Origin of the sequence: Bacteroides sp. 519 (assembly GCF_010500955.1) — a bacterium.
In the GTDB taxonomy this organism is placed as follows: domain Bacteria; phylum Bacteroidota; class Bacteroidia; order Bacteroidales; family Bacteroidaceae; genus Bacteroides.
This window is the reverse complement of the sequence record NZ_QVMJ01000011.1, coordinates 66802-87723: the sequence shown is the minus strand read 5'-3', so window position 1 is coordinate 87723 and position 20922 is coordinate 66802. Positions and strand designations below refer to the sequence as shown.

Genomic DNA, 20922 nt, shown 5'->3' with positions numbered 1-20922 from the left:
CTATTATAAACGTGTAAAATAAGGGGGTTGTTCAACCGCCTGTCTCTCTGCTCTGCCTGCAAAATTAATAAAAGATCTAAATAAGTAGATATTATTCATACTCTTTGTTTTAACCTCAATTATTCATATTTATCTTTGCCGGATAGATAAGTTATAAGAAACGTGAATCAAAAAAACAACAAATATACCACCTCCGAGAATGAAATTGTACAGCAGCAACTTCTTCTTCGTATGGAGTACGAGCACGAGAAAGAAGAGTTTAAGCGTCAAACCGAAACAATGGGCATCGGCCGGAAGGTTAAACGCGGGCTTTGCTGGTTTCCGGTTAAACCGGAACGAAACTATTATAACTCGCTCAATCAATTGATTTTTGAGGTTGAGCGTCAGGAAGATAAAGATATTGAGCACTCATTTGAATACGGAAAACCAGTTTGTTTCTTTACACAAGACTTTTCGGGTAAGCTAAAATACTTCAATTTTACTGCGCATGTTAGTTTTGTTGATGACGACCGGATGGCTATTACACTTCCTTCTCCGGCTGCTCTTACCGAGCTTCACGGAGCCGAACCTTTAGGAGTGCAAATCTATTTTGATGAGACTAGCTACCAAACCATGTTCGAGGCACTTGCTGATGTGTTAAGAGCAAAAACTACCAGATTGGCCCAACTAAGAGAAATATTGATAGGAAACGCTTTGCCCCGAACCCGCGATATATTTCCGGTTCGGTTTCCGTGGTTAAACACTACACAAGAGGCTGCTGTTAACAAAGTTCTTAGAGCCAAAGATGTAGCAGTTGTGCATGGCCCTCCCGGAACCGGGAAAACAACAACACTTGTAGAAGCCATTTACGAAACATTGCACAGGGAACACCAGGTATTGGTATGTGCCCAAAGTAATGCGGCGGTAGACTGGATTTCGGAAAAGCTGGTAGATCGTGGTGTTCCTGTACTGAGAATCGGCAACCCCAGCAGAGTGAACGATAAAATGCTATCGTTTACTTACGAACGGCAATTCGAGAATCATCCTTCGTATAGCGAATTATGGAGCATCCGCAAATCCATTCGTGAGTTAAGTGGCCGATTGCGTAAGGGTAATTATTCCGAAAGAGAAGGAATGCGCAGCCGGATGAGTAGACTAAAAGACCGGGCAACAGAACTCGAAATACTAATTAACGAAACATTGTTTGCACAGGCACGTGTTGTAGCTTCTACATTGGTAGGATCAAATCATCGGTTATTAATGGGTCAACAGTTTCCTACCTTATTTATAGACGAAGCTGCCCAAGCCCTCGAAGCTGCCAGCTGGATTGCCATCCGCAAGGCCGACCGGGTTATTCTGGCTGGCGATCATCAACAATTACCTCCAACAATCAAGTGCTACGAAGCTGCCAAAGCCGGACTTGGAAAAACGCTCTTGGAGAAAATTGCTACCCGAAAACCAGGAGCGGTTTCACTGTTACAGGTACAGTATCGTATGCACGAAACAATTATGCGTTTCCCTTCCGAGTGGTTTTACGATGGTATGTTGCAGGCTGCTCCGGAAGTCCGCAACCGGGGGATTCTGGATTTCGACACTCCCATTGTTTGGGTTGATACATCCGAATACAACTTTCAGGAAGAATTTGTTGGCGATACGTATGGACGCATCAACAAACAAGAAGCCGATTTGCTGCTTCAACAGTTGAAAGATTATATCACTCGCATAGGTGGAGGACGCATTATCGATGAACGGATCGACTTTGGTATTATCTCTCCTTACAAAGCTCAGGTACAGTATTTAAGAAGGAAAGTAAAGACAGGTAGTTTCTTTCGCCCATACCGCGAATTAATCACTGTTCACACCGTAGATGGTTTTCAGGGGCAGGAACGGGATGTTGTTTTTATCAGTTTGGTAAGAGCCAATGAGGAAGGACAAATTGGTTTTCTAAATGATTTACGACGAATGAATGTTGCCATTACACGGGCACGCATGAAGCTTGTTATTCTGGGAGATGCAGTAACATTGGGTAAACATGCTTTTTATAAGAGATTACAGGGGTATATTGGTTTGCAGGAATAATGTTTTATCTTTGTTCCATCTAACCAATAAATTATTTATGAGAAAACATTTATTAACCTCACTGTTGGCATTGCTATTACCATTAACAGGCATTGCACAAACTTTCACTCACGGTCGTTCATCTTCTTATACATGGCCAAAAGATGAATTAATAGTAAAGAAACTGGATAAGTGGCAAGATTTAAAATTCGGTATGCTTATTCACTACGGGCTTTACTCCGAACTGGGTATTGTTGAATCCTGGTCTATTTGTGCCGAAGAAGCCGACTGGATTCCCCGCGACTCTACCATAGCCTATGATGAATATAAACGTAATTACTGGAAAACCATCGACCGCTTTAAACCGGAAAAGCTCAATCCCGAAGCCTGGGCTCAATATGGCAAGAAAGCCGGTATGAAGTACGTTGTATTCACAACAAAACATCACGATGGCTTTAATATGTTCGATACCAAATACTCTGACTTCTCAATTACAAAAGGAGCATTCAAAAATCATCCACGCAGAAATGTAGCGAAAGAAGTTTTTAATGCTTTCAGAAACGAAGGTTACATGATTGGGGCTTATTTCTCTAAACCCGACTGGCATTCACAATATTACTGGTGGGACAGATATGCTACTCCTAACCGTAACGTAAATTATAAAATTGATAAGAATCCCTGGCGATGGGAACAATTCAAAAAATTCACCTATAACCAAATAGAAGAATTAATGAATGGCGATTATGGTGCAATGGATATTCTCTGGCTAGATGGTGGCTGGGTAGCTCCTCCCCGACAAGATATTGATATGCGCAAAATTGCTGCAATGGCCCGAAGCTATCAGCCTGGGTTACTGGTTGTTGACCGCACTGTAGCAGGAGAATTTGAAAACTACCAAACCCCTGAACAAGGTATTCCACACGAGCAAGTGAATAACCCTTGGGAAAGCTGTATTACACTTGGCATTGATTGGGGATGGACACCGCATCAAAAGTATAAATCATCTGCCAACATTATTCACAAACTTACCGAGATTGTTGCCAAAGGAGGCAGCCTTCTTCTTGGAATAGATCCTAAACCCGATGGTACATTGGCCGACGTGGTTATGGAGCGTCTCACCGAGATAGGCGAATGGACATCGAAAAACGGAAAAGCAATTTACGAAACCCGCACCACCCCAGTATACAATGATGGCAACACCTGGTTTACACAGAGTAAAGATGGTAAAATAAGATATGCCATCACATGTTTGGAAGAAGGAAAACCGTTACCCGAAAAAATTATTTGGAAAGGAAATGAACCTAAAAAGGGAAGTAGTATTAAATATATCCCTACTGGTAAAAGTGTAAAATGGCAAAAAACGGCTAACGGTATTGAAATAACACTTCCTAAAAACCTCCCGGCAAATCAACCGGCAGTAGCTTTTGAATTTAAGCCATAAGTTCTGTGATTTTTTATAAATGATACAGACTAATGAAATAACAGAACTATAAATCTTTAAATTAAAGGCAATGGAAATAAGCAAAAAATTAATTTCAACTATCGTAGTAATAGGGATTCTGGTAATATTTGGATTCAGTGCTTTTTATACAGTAAACACAGGCGAGAGAGGTGTTGTACTTCGGCTTGGTAGGCTCACTGATGTTGTGGGCGAAGGTTTCCATCTTAAGATGCCATTCACTGATGATATTCAGTTTTTATCTATCCGGGATAATAACCTTACTTTAAAAACAGAGGTATCGTCTAGCGATATTCAAACAATCACAGTTGAGGTAAGCTTGGTATACTCTCTTGATCCTGAGAAAGTGGGTACAATATACCAAACCTATGCAAAGAACATTGAAAACACGCTTGTTCGCCCTACCCTTTCGGAAAAAATAAATGCAGTAATAGCCGAGTATCCTATTGAAGCTTTTGTAGAAAAGAGAGCAGAGATATCCAACAGAATCCGTACTACTTTTGCCGATCAGGTAGAAGGAAACGGAATACTTGTAAAAACCCTCCTGATAACAAATCATGATTTCAGCGATGAGTTTAATAAAGCTATCGAAGACAAAAAAGTAGCGGAGCAAGGTGCTTTGACTGCCAAATTCACATTGGAAAGAATGAAACTGGAAGCCGAAGCACAAATGATTAAACAGGCTTCTCTCTCGCCAATGGTATTGCAAGAAATGGCTATCAATAAATGGGATGGCAAAATGCCACAGTACTTTAGTGGTGGTCAGTTGCCTTTTATTACGATAAAATAAAACATCTTCACCACAGAGAATGCAGAGGACACAGAGTTCTTTTCCTCTGTGACCTCTGTGGTGAATTTACCTTTTACTCAAGCAATAATTAAATACTTTTAAATTGCTGATGGTACTATTAAACTCTCCGGCTTTTTTGAGCGGGAAAACCAATGTACGTACATAATTGATACTAGTTTTTCCGGTTTCATCAAAATATCGTTTCTGAATATTCATCTCATCCACAATTTTGCCATTAACCTTTAATATAGTAGTGCGACTGTCGCCTTCAATCTGTACATGCGCCTTTTCGCCTTCGCAAATAGCAAACCTGAATGTGTTTAAATATCCGTCGCGCGCAAAAGCAAACATACCACTAACCGGATCGCAAAGATAGAATACAGCATCGCGAGAGCGGAATAATTCTGTACCGGATACTTCCTTTCGTCCCTCAATATCAAAACAAATCGTATAGTCGTACCCAATTTCAGGATAAGGCAAGGTACTTCCCGGTTTTACCGTTTGGGCCTGATACACCAAATTGGGCTTCAAGCCAATTCGTCCCATCTGATTTACTCCGGGAGCTTCGCTCAGTAAAACACGCTGATCATTGTATTGCTCGTACGACAATGATGTTTGTGCAGTCCATGTTTTCAAAGCCAGTGTTTGCAAAGCCGGGAAAATGCGATGATGAATATCTTTTGTAGAAATTCCATTGCCCACATGATCGTTCCATACAGCAAACATACCTCCCATTATGGCAGGATCTTTTTCCTCGAATACTGTTTTTCCTACATGTGCCGGTGTCCACGATTTATACAAAAATGCTTCATTCAGATAATCGTGATAATAGCCGGCAGCCGGAACAATATACACTAATCCGTCGGGAATGCTAATCAGCCGGTATCCTTCTTCTACCATTGTTTTGGGGTCGGCATATCCATTATACCAGGCACTCATCACTACGTTTTGCGATTTAACAGGTGTTTGACCTTTGGCATGTGTCAATGCTCCCCAAATGCAAGCCTGCTTGCCATACGATTCGACCAAACGGATGTAATGATCGGTAAATGCACGAAACTTTTCAACCACTGCCTGATCTTTATTCGAATATTCATCTGTGCCAATGTGTACACGTTTTCCCCTGAATACAGGTTCTTCACCTTCCAAATATTCTTTGAAAAGCCCATCCATAAAGGTGTATGTTTCCGGGTTAAAGAGGTCTAAATGATCCATTCCATATTCCTTACTTCCTATTTCGGGCTTGTAGTGAGCAAAAGCCAGGGTATGTGCGGGTGCATCTATTTCAGGGATAATCTCTATAAACTGACCTTCGGCCTGTTTTTGTAGTTCTATGAATTCTTTTTTGGTATACGACCCATCGCGGGCTGTTAACCCAGGATATGTACTACACTCCAACCTGAAGGCCGAATATGTTTTATCCCAATCGTTTTCAAAGAACTGTTTGAAGCCATTATCATTTAAATGTATCTGCAAAGTATTCATTTTATAATAGGCCATCATCTTTATCAAATCCTGCAAATAATGAAGCGGAATAAATTTTCGTCCGCAGTCTATCATAAATCCACGTACCTCATAATCAGGATAGTCGCGTACTACTCCCAGAGGCAGTTGGCGTGTTTCGTTTTGTTCGGCCATTTGCAACAAGGTGCGGGTGCTCCAATAAAGTCCTGTTGTTTGGGGTGCGGTAATGGTTATTCCTGTTTCGGTTATTTTTATTTCATAACCTTCGCTTCCCAGTTTTTTATCCTTCTTCAAAGCAAAAGTCACATCGCCTTTAGTTGCTTTTCCTTCTACTATAGTAAGCTTCGGTCCAAACATTTGCTGGTAATCATCGACAAACATACGGGCAATACGAGCCACTTCGGGCTGATTAGCAGGAATCACAATACGGTTCTTTTCACTCAGTGCAATGTGTCCTTCGCCTTTGCTTGTCCATTCTTTGAGTTCAGGAACAACAAAAGGCTTAGTAGATACCGTAGCCCAAACGGTTGTAAAGGATAACAAAAAGATATTCAATATGAATATCTTGTTTAAAATACTCGTTCTTTTCATGATTTCATGATTAATTAGGTTATAAATAAAGATATACTGTGCAAAGATAAGGTTAAGATAGTTAAGATATAATTGACATGAAGATTATTTGAAAATCTCCTGTTTTTCATGTAAGTTTGTTGTTGCAACCAACAATTAAAGTTATGGGAAGCGAAGGACTTATAGAAAAATACATTAACCCCTATACCGATTTCGGGTTTAAAAAGCTGTTTGGCACCGAACTAAACAAGGATCTGCTAATCAGTTTTCTGAATTCATTGTTGCCCGATGGTCAGGTTATTAAGGATGTTACCTACCTCAATGCAGAGCAACTTGGCACCTTGGAAGCCGACCGACGCGCCGTATTCGATGTATATTGTGAAAACGAACAAGGTGAAAAGTTTTTGGTAGAGATGCAAAAAGGCGAACAGCAGTTCTTCAAAGATCGCAGTTTGTTTTACACCACATTCCCTATTCGCGAGCAAGCCGTTAAAGGTAGAAGTTGGAACTACGAGTTGAAAGCTGTGTATACAGTTGGTATACTCAACTTTGCATTCGACAATAACAGCAACGATTATTTTCACCACGAAGTAAAGTTGGTAGACATGGGAACTCAAGAAGTGTTCTATGATAAACTAACACTTATTTATCTGGAAATGCCCAAGTTCAACAAAACCGAATACGAGTTGGAAAATATGTTCGACAAATGGATGTTTGTACTCCGCAACCTCTCCCGATTGATGGAACGTCCGGCTGCCCTGCAAGAACGTATATTCACCCGCCTGTTCGAAGCAGCCGAAATAGCTCGCTTCAACCGTAAGGAACTGGTAGAGTACGAAGACAGTTTGAAGAATTTCCGCGATTGGTACAGCGTAATGGAAACATCATTGAATAAAGGACGAGCAGAAGGATTGGCAGAAGGACTTGAAAAAGGGCTTGAAAAAGGACGGGCTGAAGGACGTACAGAAGGCCTTCTTGAAGTTGCCCGTAAAATGAAATCCAACAACATTCCTATACAAACAATTCAGGAACTAACAGGATTATCGTTGAAGGAAATAGAAAAGCTGTAGTATTGTTACTCCTTTTTATCTATACTGAAACCAATCAATTTTCTACAAATCTTTACTTTTTTGTTATGCTGCAAAACGCTATTTCAAAATGCTGCATTTCACACTTTCAAAATGCTGCATTTTGATTGAACGAAATGCTGCATTTCATCAATGCGAAATGCTGCATTTCGAAAACGACCATCAAAAACACCCTTACACAGCTTGTAGCTAGGGGTAAAGAGAGATAACCGTTCCGTTTTTGTCTATTTAAACTTCATGAAAGAAGTTGATAAAAATACCATTATTAATAGACACATACTTTAAACTAATTTCATATATTTGCGTTTAGATATGAAATTCACCCTATAAATTTAAAATAGCAATGAGCCCTAAACAAAATGCCCCTTCCCTATTTATCATTGTAATAGCTATTATGATGATGGCCTGTTCGCCCACATCAAAAGAATCGTACCTTAACAAATACGATTCTTTTATTACTGAAATCACCAAGAACCACAAACTGTACGATCAAAAAGATTGGAAAAAGAAAGCTGAAGAATACAATAAGTTTGCTGGCGAGTGGTACGATAAGTTTGAAGATGAACTCTCGCTTAAAGATGAAGTTAAGATTAAATCGTATCAGGTAAAATGGCATTATTACAGCAACCTTAGCGATATCTCGTCGACTGTTAAAGAACTATTAGAAGTGCTGGATGTGAAAGGACTGAAAAAGCAGATACAGTATTACATTGACAACGATATGCACAACGACCTGAAAGGTCTTTATAAAGATGCAATTAAAGCAGGCAAAGAAACGAAAGATGTTGTTATTGAAATATTGAATGAATTGAATATCAAAATTGACGAGTTGAATTAATGACAAAAGATATCAAAAGAATTCTTGGGACTATTACACTGTGTGTTTCATTCATTTTCTTTGTATTAGGAGTGTATTACCCATTGTTTTCTACTGCCACAAAAATAGTTTTCAAATTCCGAAGTAATGATATGAATCTATTTGATTCTGTTAAATTCTTCTTTGATAATAACGAGTACTTTCTGGCAATTATAATTCTATTCTTCACATTCATCATGCCTCTTCTAAAATATATTGAACTAACAATAACTGTTATACGAAACAAAGCACCAAGATTCTCGCATGCTTTAGATAAATGGAATATGCTGGATGTTTTTTTGGTTGCTTTGTTGCTTTTGAACTTTAAGATGAATTCAAATATTATTGTAATGGATTTGAAAATAGGCACTACATTTATTGCGTTAGCGGTAATATTCAGAATAATATCGATTTCGTTTTTGGTTAAACATGTAAAACATTAAAAAAGCACGAATGATCCCCACCCGTGCTTTTCCTCTTTTACACTAACCAATTAATGATCATCATTAATTATTTTCCGGACGAAGTTTACGTACCACAGCCCCAGCCTGCCACATTTCGCTTTCGCGTAGTGCTTTCAGCTCTTTTTCCAATCCTTCGCGATAATCCGGTTTAGAATTGGTATCGATTGAGCGTTGTGCTTCGTTTCCTATTTTCACTTCGTTATACAGTTTTTCGAACACTGGTTTTGTTGCATCGTGGAAAGGTCCCATCCAGTCTAAAGCACCGCGTTGAGCTGTGGTTGAACAGTTGGCATACATCCAGTCCATACCTTTTTGTGCAAACAAAGGCATCAGTGATTGAGTTAACTCTTCTACTGTTTCGTTAAATGCTTCTGATGGAGTGTGTCCGTTAGCACGCAACACTTCGTACTGAGCCAAAAGGATTCCCTGAATTGCTCCCATCAGTGTACCACGTTCGCCGGTAAGGTCTGAATATACTTCGCGCTCGAAAGTTGTTTCGAACAAATAACCCGAACCTACACCAATACCCAAAGCAACTACACGGTTGAAAGCGTTACCGGTTGCATCCTGAAAGATTGCATACGAAGAGTTCAATCCACGGCCTTCCAGGAACATAGTGCGCAATGAAGTTCCCGATCCTTTGGGAGCTACAAGAATTACATCTACATCGGCGGGAGGAACAATACCTGTACGTTCTTTGTAGGTGATACCAAACCCGTGAGAGAAGTAAAGTGCTTTACCCGGAGTAAGATGTTTCTTAACTGTAGGCCAAACTTCAATCTGAGCAGCATCCGAAAGCAGGTATTGAATGATTGTTCCTTTTTCGCAAGCTTCTTCTATTTCAAATAAGGTTTCACCAGGAACCCAGCCGTCGGCAACAGCTTTATCCCATGTTTTTCCACCTTTACGTTGTCCGATAATTACGTTAAAGCCGTTATCACGAAGGTTCAATGCTTGTCCGGGGCCTTGTACGCCATAACCGATTACTGCAATAGTTTCGTCCTTCAATACTTCACGTGCTTGTTCCAATGGAAATTCTTCGCGGGTAACTACGTTTTCTTCTACACCGCCAAAATTCATTTTTGCCATTTTAGTTTTTAATTAAAGTTTATAATAATGTTTTGCTTATTCTTCTTGAAACGCTGAGTTTCGTAACTAAGTGTTTAAATAAAGAGAACTTTTCCGCGGCAAACCACCTCGCCACTGCTTTTCTTTACCTCTATATTATATTCGCCGGGATTAACCTCTTCTTTATAGAAATTCAATTCATCTCCGTAATAGCTTTCGGCCACATACGCAATTTCGAACCTACGGATACGCATTGTTTTGTAATATTCGATGGGGAAAAGATCAAGGATGTGCTCTATGTAACGGATACTGTTTACATGGCCATTGATATCTATATCACTGTATCTTGCTGTATGAGATGAAGCCACCTTATCACTGCCCACCTTTATGCGCGATGGTTTTTCGATGGGGCAATCCTTATCGCAAATATAATCAACAATATTGCCGCCGTGCATACTTAATAAGTCGGCAGGTTTGCGGGTAGTAAGGCTAATCATGGCCCAAACCGAACGGGCATACCCGATAGTTTTACCATCTTTGTTTATCAATGCAAAGTTACGGTCGGTAAAGAGGCGGTAAACATTCTCTACCCAGGTTTGGATACTGAAGTCCTCATATTGATACGGCATATCTTCCAGTTCAATAGCTAAACGAGAAAGAACCCAGGTATAATTTTCCTCGTTCAGTGAGGCAATACCAAAGCCACGGTCGTTGGCATGGAAGCCTGCACAATTCAGTAAATGATTTCCCAATACACCCATTGTAAGCTGACCGTTGAAATCTACATGAAACGGTTCGGCCACAAAATTGTAAGTTCCTACTTTGTTATTTTCCATCGTTTTGTTCTTTTTTGCATTGAAGATATTTCTCCTCGCGCATGGTGAGGTATTCATTTACCCGTTCGAATGAACTGGTAGTAATAGCTACACGTCCGGAACGCACAAACTGTAAAACACAGTCTAAAGCGCGTAACTCGTCATACATAGCAGTAATTTCCTCGCTCATGCCATTCTTCTCTACTACCGAAAACACAGGATTAACCTCTACAATGCGTGCATTATATTTCCTGATAAGCTTGGAAGCCATTGGGGTTTCCTGAAACTTAGCTGTGTGCAATTTATAAAGAGCGATTTCATGAAAATAGATTTCATCGTCAGTGAAATAGTTTGCCTGTACTACATCTATTTTTCTTTCTATCTGCTTTACTACTTTCTCTATAATATCTTTGGTTGCCCATGTTGTAATGGTATATTTATGAACACCTTTTATAGATGATGCCGAAACATTTAAGCTTTCAATATTAAGCTGACGGCGTGTAAATACTGCGGTTACCTGATTAAGCAAACCTGCGATATTTTCCGAATGAACGATTAAAGTATATAATGTTTTATCCATGATTTTAATGTGCCAATATTAATGAATTAATAAATGATTAAATCTGTGCGCAGCTAATTGCCACATTGGCACATTAGCATATTAGCACATTATTAACAATCTAACAACATTTCGTTTACCGAACCTCCCGGAGGACACATTGGTAATACATTTCCTTCTTCAACCACAAGAGCTTCCAACAGGAAGGGGCCATCGGTTTCAAGCATTTCGCGGATGGCATCTTGCAAATCCTCACGCTTTTTCACCCGGCGCGAAGGTATACCATACGCTTCGGCAATCTTCATATAATCAGGATTCATCATGGGTGTAAACGAATACCTGCGATCGAAAAACATGGCTTGCCACTGGCGTACATTGCCTAAAAAGTTATTATTCAGCAAGATTATTTTAACCGGTGCTTTTTGTTCCATTACTGTACCCAGCTCCTGAATATTCATTTGCAAACCACCATCGCCCATAAACGAACAGATAGTACGGTTGGGTGCTCCAAATGTTGCACCGATTGCTGCCGGAAGCGAAAATCCCATTGTACCTGCGCCACCCGATGTTATGATGCTCCGGTTTTTAGTATATTTAAAATAACGTGCAGCCATTAACTGGTTTTGTCCTACATCGGTTACCAAAACAGATTCGTTATGAGTAGCCTCGCTTACTGCCCGAACTACCTCGCCCATATTGAGTGGTCCTTCTTTGGGATGAATTTCTTTTTCAATCACCCGTTCGTACTCTCTCTTTGCATACTCTTCGAAGCTATTGAGCCATTCCGTATTCTTTTTAGGGTTGATTAGCTCAGTAAGTTGAGCCAACGTTTTTTTGCAATTACCCAGAAGTGGAACATCTACTTTTACGTTTTTATCTATCTCGGAAGGGTCAATATCCAGATGAATAATTTTAGCTTGCTTGGCATACGTACTCAATTTGCCGGTAACACGGTCGCTAAAACGCATACCAACAGCTATTAACACATCGCATTGGTTTGTTTTTATATTCGGAGCCAGATTTCCATGCATTCCCAGCATTCCTTTATTCAGCGAATGATCGGTTGGAATGGCCGAAAGCCCAAGCATTGTGCATCCACAAGGGATATCTGCTTTTTCTAAAAAGGCTGCTAATTCTTTTTGTGCATTTCCTAATTCAACTCCCTGACCAACCAATACAAATGGTTTCTCGGCAGTGTTTATTAATTGGACTGCTGCTTGTAGTTGTGCATCATCAATTGTTGGATCGGGATCATAGCTACGTATATAATCAAGTAGCATGGGTTCATAGTCAACCTTTTCTACTTGTGCATTCTTTGCAAAGTCGAGCACAACCGGACCCGGCCGACCACTCTTTGCTATATAAAAGGCACGTGCTACTGCCCAGGCTACATCTTCTGCACTACGTATCTGATAACTCCACTTAGAGATGGGTTGGGTAACACCTACCAAATCAACTTCCTGAAAGAAGTCTGTTCCCAGAAAAGATGTAGCTACCTGTCCGGCAATTACTACCATCGGTGTGCTATCCATCATGGCATCAGCTATACCGGTAATGGTATTGGTGGCTCCCGGTCCGCTGGTTACAAGACATACACCAACTTCGCCCGATGCACGGGCATATCCTTGTGCTGCGTGTGCTGCTCCCTGTTCATGACGAACCAATATATGATTCAGTTTATCTTTGTGGTCGTATAATGCATCAAATACCGGCATAATTGTACCACCCGGATAACCAAAGATATTCTTTACATTATGATGTTCCAGTGCCCGCATCAAAGCTTCGGCTCCAGTTATATTTTGTTTGTTCATAAAATTATATTTTTTGGAACACAGAGACACAGAGGCACAGAGTTTTTAAACTTCATGAGACTTTTACAGGCCTGGAAATTAAAATCTCTGTGCCTCTGTGTCTCTGTGTGTTCAATATTAATTTATTCAATGATTCTTACTGCTCCTTTATCAGCCGAGCTTACCATACTTGCATAAGCTTTCAGGCTTTTAGGTACCTTACGATCCCGTGTTACGGGAGTCATCGGGCGGGCGGCTAGTTCCTCATTGGTAAGTTTTACATTGATTGTTCTCTCGGGAATATTTATTTCGATGATATCGCCGTCCTGAATCTTTCCGATATTACCTCCGGCTGCTGCTTCGGGTGATATATGGCCGATACTCAATCCGGATGTACCTCCGCTAAAACGTCCGTCGGTTATTAATGCACACTCTTTGCCTAAATGACGGGATTTGATATACGATGTTGGATATAGCATTTCCTGCATACCCGGTCCGCCTTTAGGGCCTTCGTGTGCAATGACGACGACATCGCCACTGACGACTTTGCCCCTCAATATTCCTTCGCAGGCGGCTTCTTGCGAATCGAATACTTTGGCTGGTCCGGCAAACTTCCAGATGCTTTCGTCTACTCCGGCAGTTTTCACTACACAGCCATCTTGTGCAATATTACCTTTCAATACAGCCAATCCTCCATCGGCTGAGTAAGCGTTATCAATGTTCCGGATACATCCATCGGCACGATCGGTATCAAGTTCTTTATAGGATGAATCTTGCGAACCCATTACCAGATTAAACTTTCCGGCAGGAGCACTTTTGTAGATTCTTTCAGCATCTGCACATGGCTGACCTGTTACATCATATTTGGCTAATGTTTCGCCCAGGCGCATACCGTCTACACGGCGAACGGTTGTATCAATTAAACCGGCTTTGGCCAATTCGCTCATTATTCCCAGAATACCGCCAGCGCGGTTAACATCCTGAATGTGATATTTTTGAGTGTTGGGAGCAACTTTGCAAAGACAAGGTGTTTGGCGCGACAGCATATCAATATCATCCATTGTAAAATCAACCTCGGCTTCGTGGGCTATTGCCAACAAATGAAGCACGGTATTGGTTGAGCCTCCCATGGCAATATCAAGTGTCATTGAATTAAGAAAAGCAGCACGGGTTGCTATGCTTCGCGGCAGAATGCTCTCATCGCCATCGCGGTAATATTTATAAGCGTTTTCAACAATTAACTTAGCGGCATCCTTAAATAACTGGGTGCGATTAACGTGTGTTGCCACTATTGTTCCGTTTCCGGGAAGTGCCAAACCGATTGCTTCGTTAAGGCAGTTCATAGAGTTTGCAGTAAACATCCCCGAGCAACTTCCACAAGTTGGACAGGCGCTTGCTTCGATTTGTGCAACCTCTTCATCGCTCACTGTTTCGTCGGCCGATTTATACATGGCATCAATTAAATCCAGTTGCTGACCATTGAGTTTGCCGGCTTCCATAGGTCCACCGGATACAAATACAGCAGGAATGTTTAAGCGCATGGCAGCCATCAGCATGCCCGGAGTTATTTTATCACAGTTACTAATACATATCATTGCATCTGCTTTGTGGGCATTTACCATATACTCAACGCTGTCGGCAATAATATCGCGCGAGGGCAGTGAGTATAGCATTCCGTCGTGCCCCATGGCAATTCCGTCGTCTATGGCAATGGTGTTGAATTCAGCAGCAAAGCAACCTAGTTTTTCAATCTCGGCTTTTACTTGTTGCCCTATCTGGTGCAAATGAACGTGTCCCGGCACAAATTGGGTAAAAGAGTTGACGATAGCAATAATGGGTTTCCCCATCTGTTCTTTTTTCATACCGTTGGCTCCCCATAAAGCGCGGGCTCCTGCCATTCTTCTACCTTGTGTACTTTGCGAACTGCGTAACTGATTTTTCATAACTCTTCTTGATTAATCAAAAAAGCCTCTCTCAAATATGAGAAAGGCTTCATTTATATCTTTATACATATAACAATATACGCACACAACCTTTCTCACTCTCCTGGCTCGACCACCACAAGGCTAATAATGACTAGAGATAGATTATGTAGAGTATAATTATTCATGTTTCATTTCTTGAATATGATACAAAGGTAAGGCCTTTTTCATAATCTCCAAACAAATTGAATAAAAAAAACTCCAATTAATAGATATTCGTAAGAAAATAGGGAGTTTTGGTTAGTAGTTAGTAGTTACAGTAGTTAGTAGATAGTAGTTAGTAGCTACTAATAAAAAAAATCCTATCTTTGCTTATTCTTATTAATTACATTATAACAAATCAATGGAAACAAAACCAAACAAGTACATCACAGTGGCTTATAAGCTATATGCGGTGGAGGATGAAGAGAAAGATTTTATAGAAGAAGCAACTGCTGAGCACCCATTCCAGTTTATTTCGGGATTGGGAACTACTTTGGAAACTTTCGAAGAACAAATAATCAATCTTAATCCGGGAGATAAATTTGAATTTACTATACCTTCTCTTGAAGCTTACGGAGAGTATTTCGAAGAACATGTGATTGATCTTCCAAAAGATATATTCATTATTGATGGTCGTTTCGATTCTGAAATGATTCAGGAAGGTAAAGTTGTGCCATTAATGAATGCCGAAGGCCAACGTTTAAATGGTACCGTTCTTGAAGTAAAAGCAGATGTAGTGGTAATGGATATGAACCACCCACTAGCAGGAGCCGATCTGTTTTTCGCCGGTGAAGTTGTTGAAAACCGCGTTGCTACTCCCGAAGAAGTGCAAGGCATGATCAACATGATGACCAACGAAGGCGGATGCGGATGTGGTAGCTGTGACGGTGACTGCGACGACGAAGGTTGTGGACACGATCATGGTGGCTGCGGCGGATGCCATTAAAAGAATTAAGAATTAAGAATTAGGAATTAAGAATTAAGTAGATGTGACACAGTACCAATTCTTAATTCTTAATTTTTAATTCTTAATTCTTCCCCGTCATTATCTCCAACACCAACTTATCTGTTTCGTTCATGCCTTGCGAGCCTATTAATGTAAGGTTGCGAATGGTTTGATCTACATCTTTATCTACTATACCCTCCACTGAGGTTACCGATTTATTTTCCATAGCCATCATGGCCGACAGAACGGCTGTAGATACTCCACTGGCTACTTTCAATGCACAACTGGGCTTTGCACCATCGCAAATCATTCCGGTGAGGTTGGCAACCATGTTTTGTACGGCATAAGATATTTGCTCAAAGCTACCACCCATCAGCCAGGTAATACCACAGCTCGAACCTGTAGCAGCTACTACACATCCGCAAAGGGCCGACAAACGACCGAGGCTCTGTTTGATGTAGATTACCGTAAGGTGGCTTAGTATGAGTGCCCGGATTAATTCTTCTTCCGATTTGCCACTTTCTTCGGCATACACAAGTACAGGCAATGTGGCTGAGATTCCCTGATTACCGCTTCCCGAATTACTCATTACCGGAATCATGGCCCCTGCCATACGGGCATCGCAGGCTCCGGATGTATATGATAGTATATGGGAAAAGACTGTATCACCTAAAATCTTATTCTGACAGCCACCGCGTAATATCTTGCCCAGGTTATGACCGTAGTTACCCTCGAAAGAGCGTTCGGCTGCACATTTGTTTACCCGGGCAGTTTCCAGAATAAAGCTGATCTCTTCTAACGGAGCCGTTAAGGCAAAATCATAAACTTTACGGAGGGTTAGTTCGGGAGTGTTTTCTTCGTTATCGTCGACAGATTCTTGTTTCTTATCTAAGAGTATTTCGGAGTTGCGGGCCAGATAAGTAAAGGAGGTATGCCCACAGGCTATGATTGCAACACTTTTATCTTCACCGGCTTCGCAGATGGTTTCTACATAAAGCTTCTCGTCAATGTCTTCTTTAAGAGATATAAAGATGCGCTTCTCATCAATGTACTTTTTGGCTCTTTCTACCGATTGGGGTGTACAGTCTTTCAGTACTTCTAGTTGATAATCCGATTTTCCGATTAGTGCTCCCAAGGCTATGGCAATAGGTAAACCAATCATATTGGTGCCGGGTATCCCCACTCCCATTGCGTTTTTCAGGATATTGGCACTTAATAACACGGTTATTTTTTCAGGAATTCTATCAAGGATTTCTGTTGCTTTGGCAACACATAGTGCTACAGCAATGGGCTCGGTACATCCTATGGCCGGGATTACTTCGCGCTTTATCAGTGAGATTATCTGTGCATTCATACAATACAAAATTAATTAATTTCACTGTAAACACAGCACATTTGAAAGCAAAAAAGAGGGAATCTCCTTAAAGACTCCCTCTTTTATATTACATATTGTATTATCTAATTCAAAATTAGAAGAACAGATAACGATTATCTTTCACTTTAGCCTTTTGATACAAATCGCTTATAAAACGACTAGCTATACGTTGGTGAGTGCTTTCTAATGTTGTTTTCTCTTTTTCGGCATCAAAGCTTTCTTCTAGTTGGTCTTTAGCGTAAGGTTGTAATACAAATACACCGCTATTACCCTTGATTGGTTGGCTCAACTGATTAACCGGAGCAACCGAAGCATACGCACCTACCAAAGATTCGCTTGAACGCAATGCCGATACATAGGCCGGAGCCGAGAAAGACACATGTACCAGTGAATCGGAAATGGCATCAGTCATTGATTGGTATTGAGCAATAGAAGTAGCATTGGCTGCCTTCATATTGGCAATGATTTGTGCTGCTTTCTTATCTTTCACTACATCAACACGTAATTGTTGTTTTACATCGTCTAACGAGCGGTATCCTTCTTTATTGATTGCTTCTAAAGCTACAACCAACAAGCGGTCGTTGTCGCCGGCTTCGTACAAGCCCGAAACTTCGCCTTGTTTAGCATTGAATGTCCAACGTAAAGCATCTTTTGTGTTTTTGATTCCGGCAATTCCGTGTTCATAGGTTTGTACGTCGGCTCTTGGAGTTACTCTGTAACCGGCTTCCTCTGCATTTTCAATCAACTTATCGAGTGTATTGTTAGCAGCTATAAACTGGCTGAAATCGTTGTATGTTTTGTTGTAAGTTTCATTGCTGAAATCATTTGGTCTTTTCACCACAGCAACTTTGTACTTATCAACCATTTTCTTTCTGTTAGTAACCTGTAAGATAACGTTTGCATCACGAATTTCTACATTAGCAAGTTGGTTAACTCCCAGATCCATAATAGTTGAAAGATACTTCAAGTTATCGTTATCCAACTGCGGATTCGCTTGGATATTAGCTGATGTTATCCATGTAGTTGTTCCCGGCTGATTGTACTTAGCAGCAATATCTTCGAATTTAGCACCGCCTTTAATAGCGTTATAAATACTATCAGCCTGTACTCTGTTTTTAGCTACGTCTTCAGTATAAACCTGAATCTGACGGAATTCGATAGAGTCGGGTGCAGATACTTTTGCTATTTTTTTGAATGTATTGAATGTATTATCGCCCGAGTTGAAGTAAGGACCATATGTTTCGCCTACTGCTGCCGAGTCTAAACGAGCCACGATATCGGCTGGATATACATCTTTTGTTACAAACAAATCTAAATAAGAAACTTCCGAACCTGTTGAACGTACAAAGCTGGTAAAGTCCGAAGTCATTTCTTCTAACTGTGTTGTGTACTCAAGCATTTCGTTTTGCAAAGCAGCTCCATCTGCCTGACTTGGAACAACTTGTACATCAATATAACGGATGTTACGTGTTTCGGCTGTTTGCTTGAATTCTTCTTTGCGTTTGTTATACAGTTCTTTCACTTCCGATACTTTCACTGTGATAGCCGAATCGGGAATTGAAGAATAAGGTATTGCAGCAAGCAACATATCCGATTGTTTAACACGGTCGTCAAAAATGGTTTGGGCTTCTACTGTGTTAGTAGTGATTGATTTAAGAACCAATGCCTGATATTTTTCGGCCAAACGGTTTTGAGCCAACATTCTTTCAACAAACGACCAATACATATACATTGAGTGATAGTATTCGTATGTTCTGGAATCAACCGTATTTCTATCTAATTTCGAATAATCAACCAGGAATTTCTTCAGCATGTCTTTATCGAACATACCAGTTTGCTGATTGTAGAAAGGTGTGTTACGAAGCATCGGATGAACTCCGGCATCAATAATAGCTTGAATTTCGGAAGCTGGTACAGTTAAACCTATTTTTGCTGCTTCATTTTCAATTAATTTATTGTTTATGAAGGCAGTCCAAACTTCGTCTTTAATTTGATTGCTTTGTTCTTCGGTTAACGAAGAAAGTCCATTCGAGAACTTGATTGCTTCTGTATACTCCTCAAACAATGTTTGATATTCCTGAGCCGAGATAGATTCACCGTTAACTTCTCCCACATCGTTTGATTGGTGCGGTTGGAGTACCTTCCAGGCATCGCCCGCAATGAATGCGAACAAAGCCAAACCAACTACAATGATCAGCAACGGTCCTTTAGATCGAATTTTTTGTAATGTTGCCATTTTATTTTAAGTTTTTAAGTTTTTAAGTTTTAAGTTTTTGAGTTCATTTGTTTTTGGGCATTGTTCTTAAAAACTTAAAAACTCAAAAACTTACGAACTCAAATCGCGCACGAAGATACAAAAAATGCTAATACAGACATACGTATTAGCAAAAAAAATGTCGGACACACACAATTATTCCAACACCTTGAGGCGCACCAGTTCTATTTTGGTTGATGTAACCTTTAGCATCCTGAAGTGATATTTTTCAATGGTAACTACTTCGTTCACTTTAGGGAAACTTTGATACTGGTTTAAAATCAATCCGCCAATGGTCATATAATCGTCCGACTCGGGTAATTCCAAACCAAAGGTTTCATTCACTTTTTCTATTTCAAGGCGCCCTGATAATGTGTATTCGTCTTCCGATAGCTGTTTACATATCAGGTTACTATTGTCGTGTTCGTCTTCAATATCGCCAAATATTTCTTCTACCAAATCTTCCAGGGTTACAATTCCCGAAGTTCCTCCAAACTCGTCGACAACGGCGGCTATGGATTTATTTTGCTGCATAAACTGTTTCATCAATTTACTGGCAGCCATTGTTTCGGGCACAATGGGGATTTCGGTTATGTTATTATTCCAGTTTTCCGGACTGCGAAATATCTCAGACGAATGGAAATAGCCTACTATGTTATCAATATTGCCATCGTACACGATTATCTTCGATAAGCCCGATTCTATAAATTTTGAGTTTACCTCTTCTAACGAAGCGGTTAAATCAACAGCTACAATTTCGGTTCTGGGAATAATACAGTCGCGTACTTTTATGCTCGAAAAGTCAAGGGCATTCTGGAATATCTTTACTTCGGTATCCAACTCTTCTTCACTGTTGCAACTGTCAATGCTGGACTGTACAAAATAATCCAGGTCTACCTTGCCAAATGCTTTATCGGAGGCATCTTTATTTACTTTGATTCCTAAAATGCGCAGAAACAAATAAGATATGCCCGAAGCCAGTTGAGATACCGGATAAAGAACAATATAACAGATAAGTGCAGGCACTGCAAATATCTTCAGCATCTTGTTAGGATTAAGCCTGAATAGTGTTTTAGGAATAAACTCGCCGGTAACAAGTATTATTAAAGTAGATATAATTGTTTGTATAAGTACCAGAAGAAACTCGTTCGATATTAACCCGGCCAGCAGTTGTTCTTCGATAAGCTGGGCCATGAAAATACCATAGATAACAAGCGCAATGTTATTCCCTACCAATAAGGTGGAGATAAAATTATTGGAATGCCTGAAAAAGAAATCAAGAATCCGGTTTATAATCCCACCTGTTTGTTTCTCCATCTGTAAACGAAGCCTGTCGGCCGATACAAACGAGATTTCCATTCCCGAGAAAAAGGCGGAGAATATAACTGTTATTATGGCATAAATAATGATGTTCATTAGCTAG

General features: G+C 40.4%; 16 protein-coding genes. 7 read left to right on the top strand and 9 right to left on the bottom strand.

Annotated features, from left to right (window positions below; genetic code table 11):
* Nucleotides 1–231 precede the first annotated feature (231 nt).
* The 3 genes from D0T85_RS11185 to D0T85_RS11175 all read left to right on the top strand — a co-directional run bounded on the left by D0T85_RS11185 (nt 232) and on the right by D0T85_RS11175 (nt 4286).
* Nucleotides 232–2058, top strand: coding sequence for an AAA domain-containing protein (locus tag D0T85_RS11185; RefSeq protein ID WP_163213505.1), 1827 nt, complete (start codon nt 232–234; stop codon nt 2056–2058).
* Nucleotides 2059–2095: 37 nt separating this feature from the next.
* Nucleotides 2096–3478 carry an alpha-L-fucosidase gene (locus D0T85_RS11180; RefSeq protein ID WP_163213288.1) on the top strand — a complete coding sequence of 461 codons (1383 nt, stop codon included), beginning with the start codon at nt 2096–2098 and terminating at the stop codon, nt 3476–3478.
* Between the two features lie 70 nt (nt 3479–3548).
* Nucleotides 3549–4286, top strand: a complete 738-nt coding sequence (locus tag D0T85_RS11175; protein WP_163213285.1) for a prohibitin family protein — start codon at nt 3549–3551, stop codon at nt 4284–4286.
* 66 nt (nt 4287–4352) lie between these two features.
* Here D0T85_RS11175 and D0T85_RS11170 read toward each other — a convergent pair whose 3' ends face one another.
* Nucleotides 4353–6341 (bottom strand): family 20 glycosylhydrolase, encoded by a 1989-nt coding sequence (locus tag D0T85_RS11170; RefSeq protein ID WP_163213283.1) that lies wholly within the window; start codon nt 6339–6341, stop codon nt 4353–4355.
* A 143-nt stretch (nt 6342–6484) separates the two neighbouring features.
* Between D0T85_RS11170 and D0T85_RS11165 the strand changes: the two genes are divergently transcribed.
* The 3 genes from D0T85_RS11165 to D0T85_RS11155 all read left to right on the top strand — a co-directional run bounded on the left by D0T85_RS11165 (nt 6485) and on the right by D0T85_RS11155 (nt 8707).
* Nucleotides 6485–7390, top strand: coding sequence for an Rpn family recombination-promoting nuclease/putative transposase (locus D0T85_RS11165; protein ID WP_163213281.1), 906 nt, complete (start codon nt 6485–6487; stop codon nt 7388–7390).
* A gap of 361 nt (nt 7391–7751) precedes the next feature.
* Nucleotides 7752–8246: a DUF6565 domain-containing protein gene (locus tag D0T85_RS11160; RefSeq protein WP_163213279.1), complete on the top strand. Its 495-nt coding sequence runs from the start codon at nt 7752–7754 to the stop codon at nt 8244–8246.
* Entirely contained in the window at nt 8246–8707 is a 462-nt protein-coding gene (locus D0T85_RS11155; protein WP_163213277.1) for a paraquat-inducible protein A, read from the top strand. The genes D0T85_RS11160 and D0T85_RS11155 overlap by 1 nt, the downstream gene beginning before the upstream one ends.
* Before the next feature lie 63 nt (nt 8708–8770).
* Here D0T85_RS11155 and ilvC read toward each other — a convergent pair whose 3' ends face one another.
* The 5 genes from ilvC to ilvD all read right to left on the bottom strand — a co-directional run bounded on the left by ilvC (nt 8771) and on the right by ilvD (nt 14903).
* The gene (ilvC, locus tag D0T85_RS11150; protein WP_163213275.1) at nt 8771–9817 is read right to left on the bottom strand and encodes a ketol-acid reductoisomerase; all 1047 of its coding nucleotides are present in this window, start codon (nt 9815–9817) and stop codon (nt 8771–8773) included.
* A 74-nt stretch (nt 9818–9891) separates the two neighbouring features.
* Nucleotides 9892–10632 carry an acyl-[acyl-carrier-protein] thioesterase gene (locus D0T85_RS11145; RefSeq protein WP_163213273.1) on the bottom strand — a complete coding sequence of 247 codons (741 nt, stop codon included), beginning with the start codon at nt 10630–10632 and terminating at the stop codon, nt 9892–9894.
* Nucleotides 10622–11191 carry an acetolactate synthase small subunit gene (gene ilvN, locus D0T85_RS11140; RefSeq protein WP_163213271.1) on the bottom strand — a complete coding sequence of 190 codons (570 nt, stop codon included), beginning with the start codon at nt 11189–11191 and terminating at the stop codon, nt 10622–10624. Before ilvN ends, D0T85_RS11145 begins: the two co-directional genes overlap by 11 nt.
* Before the next feature lie 92 nt (nt 11192–11283).
* On the bottom strand, nt 11284–12981 hold the full coding sequence (gene ilvB, locus D0T85_RS11135) for a biosynthetic-type acetolactate synthase large subunit (RefSeq protein ID WP_163213268.1): 1698 nt from the start codon (nt 12979–12981) through the stop codon (nt 11284–11286).
* A gap of 122 nt (nt 12982–13103) precedes the next feature.
* Nucleotides 13104–14903, bottom strand: coding sequence for a dihydroxy-acid dehydratase (ilvD, locus tag D0T85_RS11130; RefSeq protein ID WP_163213266.1), 1800 nt, complete (start codon nt 14901–14903; stop codon nt 13104–13106).
* A 382-nt stretch (nt 14904–15285) separates the two neighbouring features.
* Here ilvD and D0T85_RS11125 point away from each other — a divergent pair, with 382 nt between their 5' ends.
* A complete protein-coding gene (locus D0T85_RS11125) occupies nt 15286–15870 on the top strand; it encodes a peptidylprolyl isomerase (protein WP_163213264.1) in 585 nt (194 codons plus the stop codon).
* 82 nt (nt 15871–15952) lie between these two features.
* Here D0T85_RS11125 and D0T85_RS11120 read toward each other — a convergent pair whose 3' ends face one another.
* The 3 genes from D0T85_RS11120 to D0T85_RS11110 form a co-directional block, all read right to left on the bottom strand.
* Nucleotides 15953–17224, bottom strand: coding sequence for a serine dehydratase subunit alpha family protein (locus D0T85_RS11120; RefSeq protein ID WP_163213262.1), 1272 nt, complete (start codon nt 17222–17224; stop codon nt 15953–15955).
* Nucleotides 17225–17339: 115 nt separating this feature from the next.
* Nucleotides 17340–19481, bottom strand: a complete 2142-nt coding sequence (locus D0T85_RS11115) for a peptidylprolyl isomerase (RefSeq protein WP_163213260.1) — start codon at nt 19479–19481, stop codon at nt 17340–17342.
* 174 nt (nt 19482–19655) lie between these two features.
* Nucleotides 19656–20915, bottom strand: coding sequence for a hemolysin family protein (locus D0T85_RS11110; RefSeq protein ID WP_163213258.1), 1260 nt, complete (start codon nt 20913–20915; stop codon nt 19656–19658).
* Nucleotides 20916–20922 lie beyond the last annotated feature (7 nt).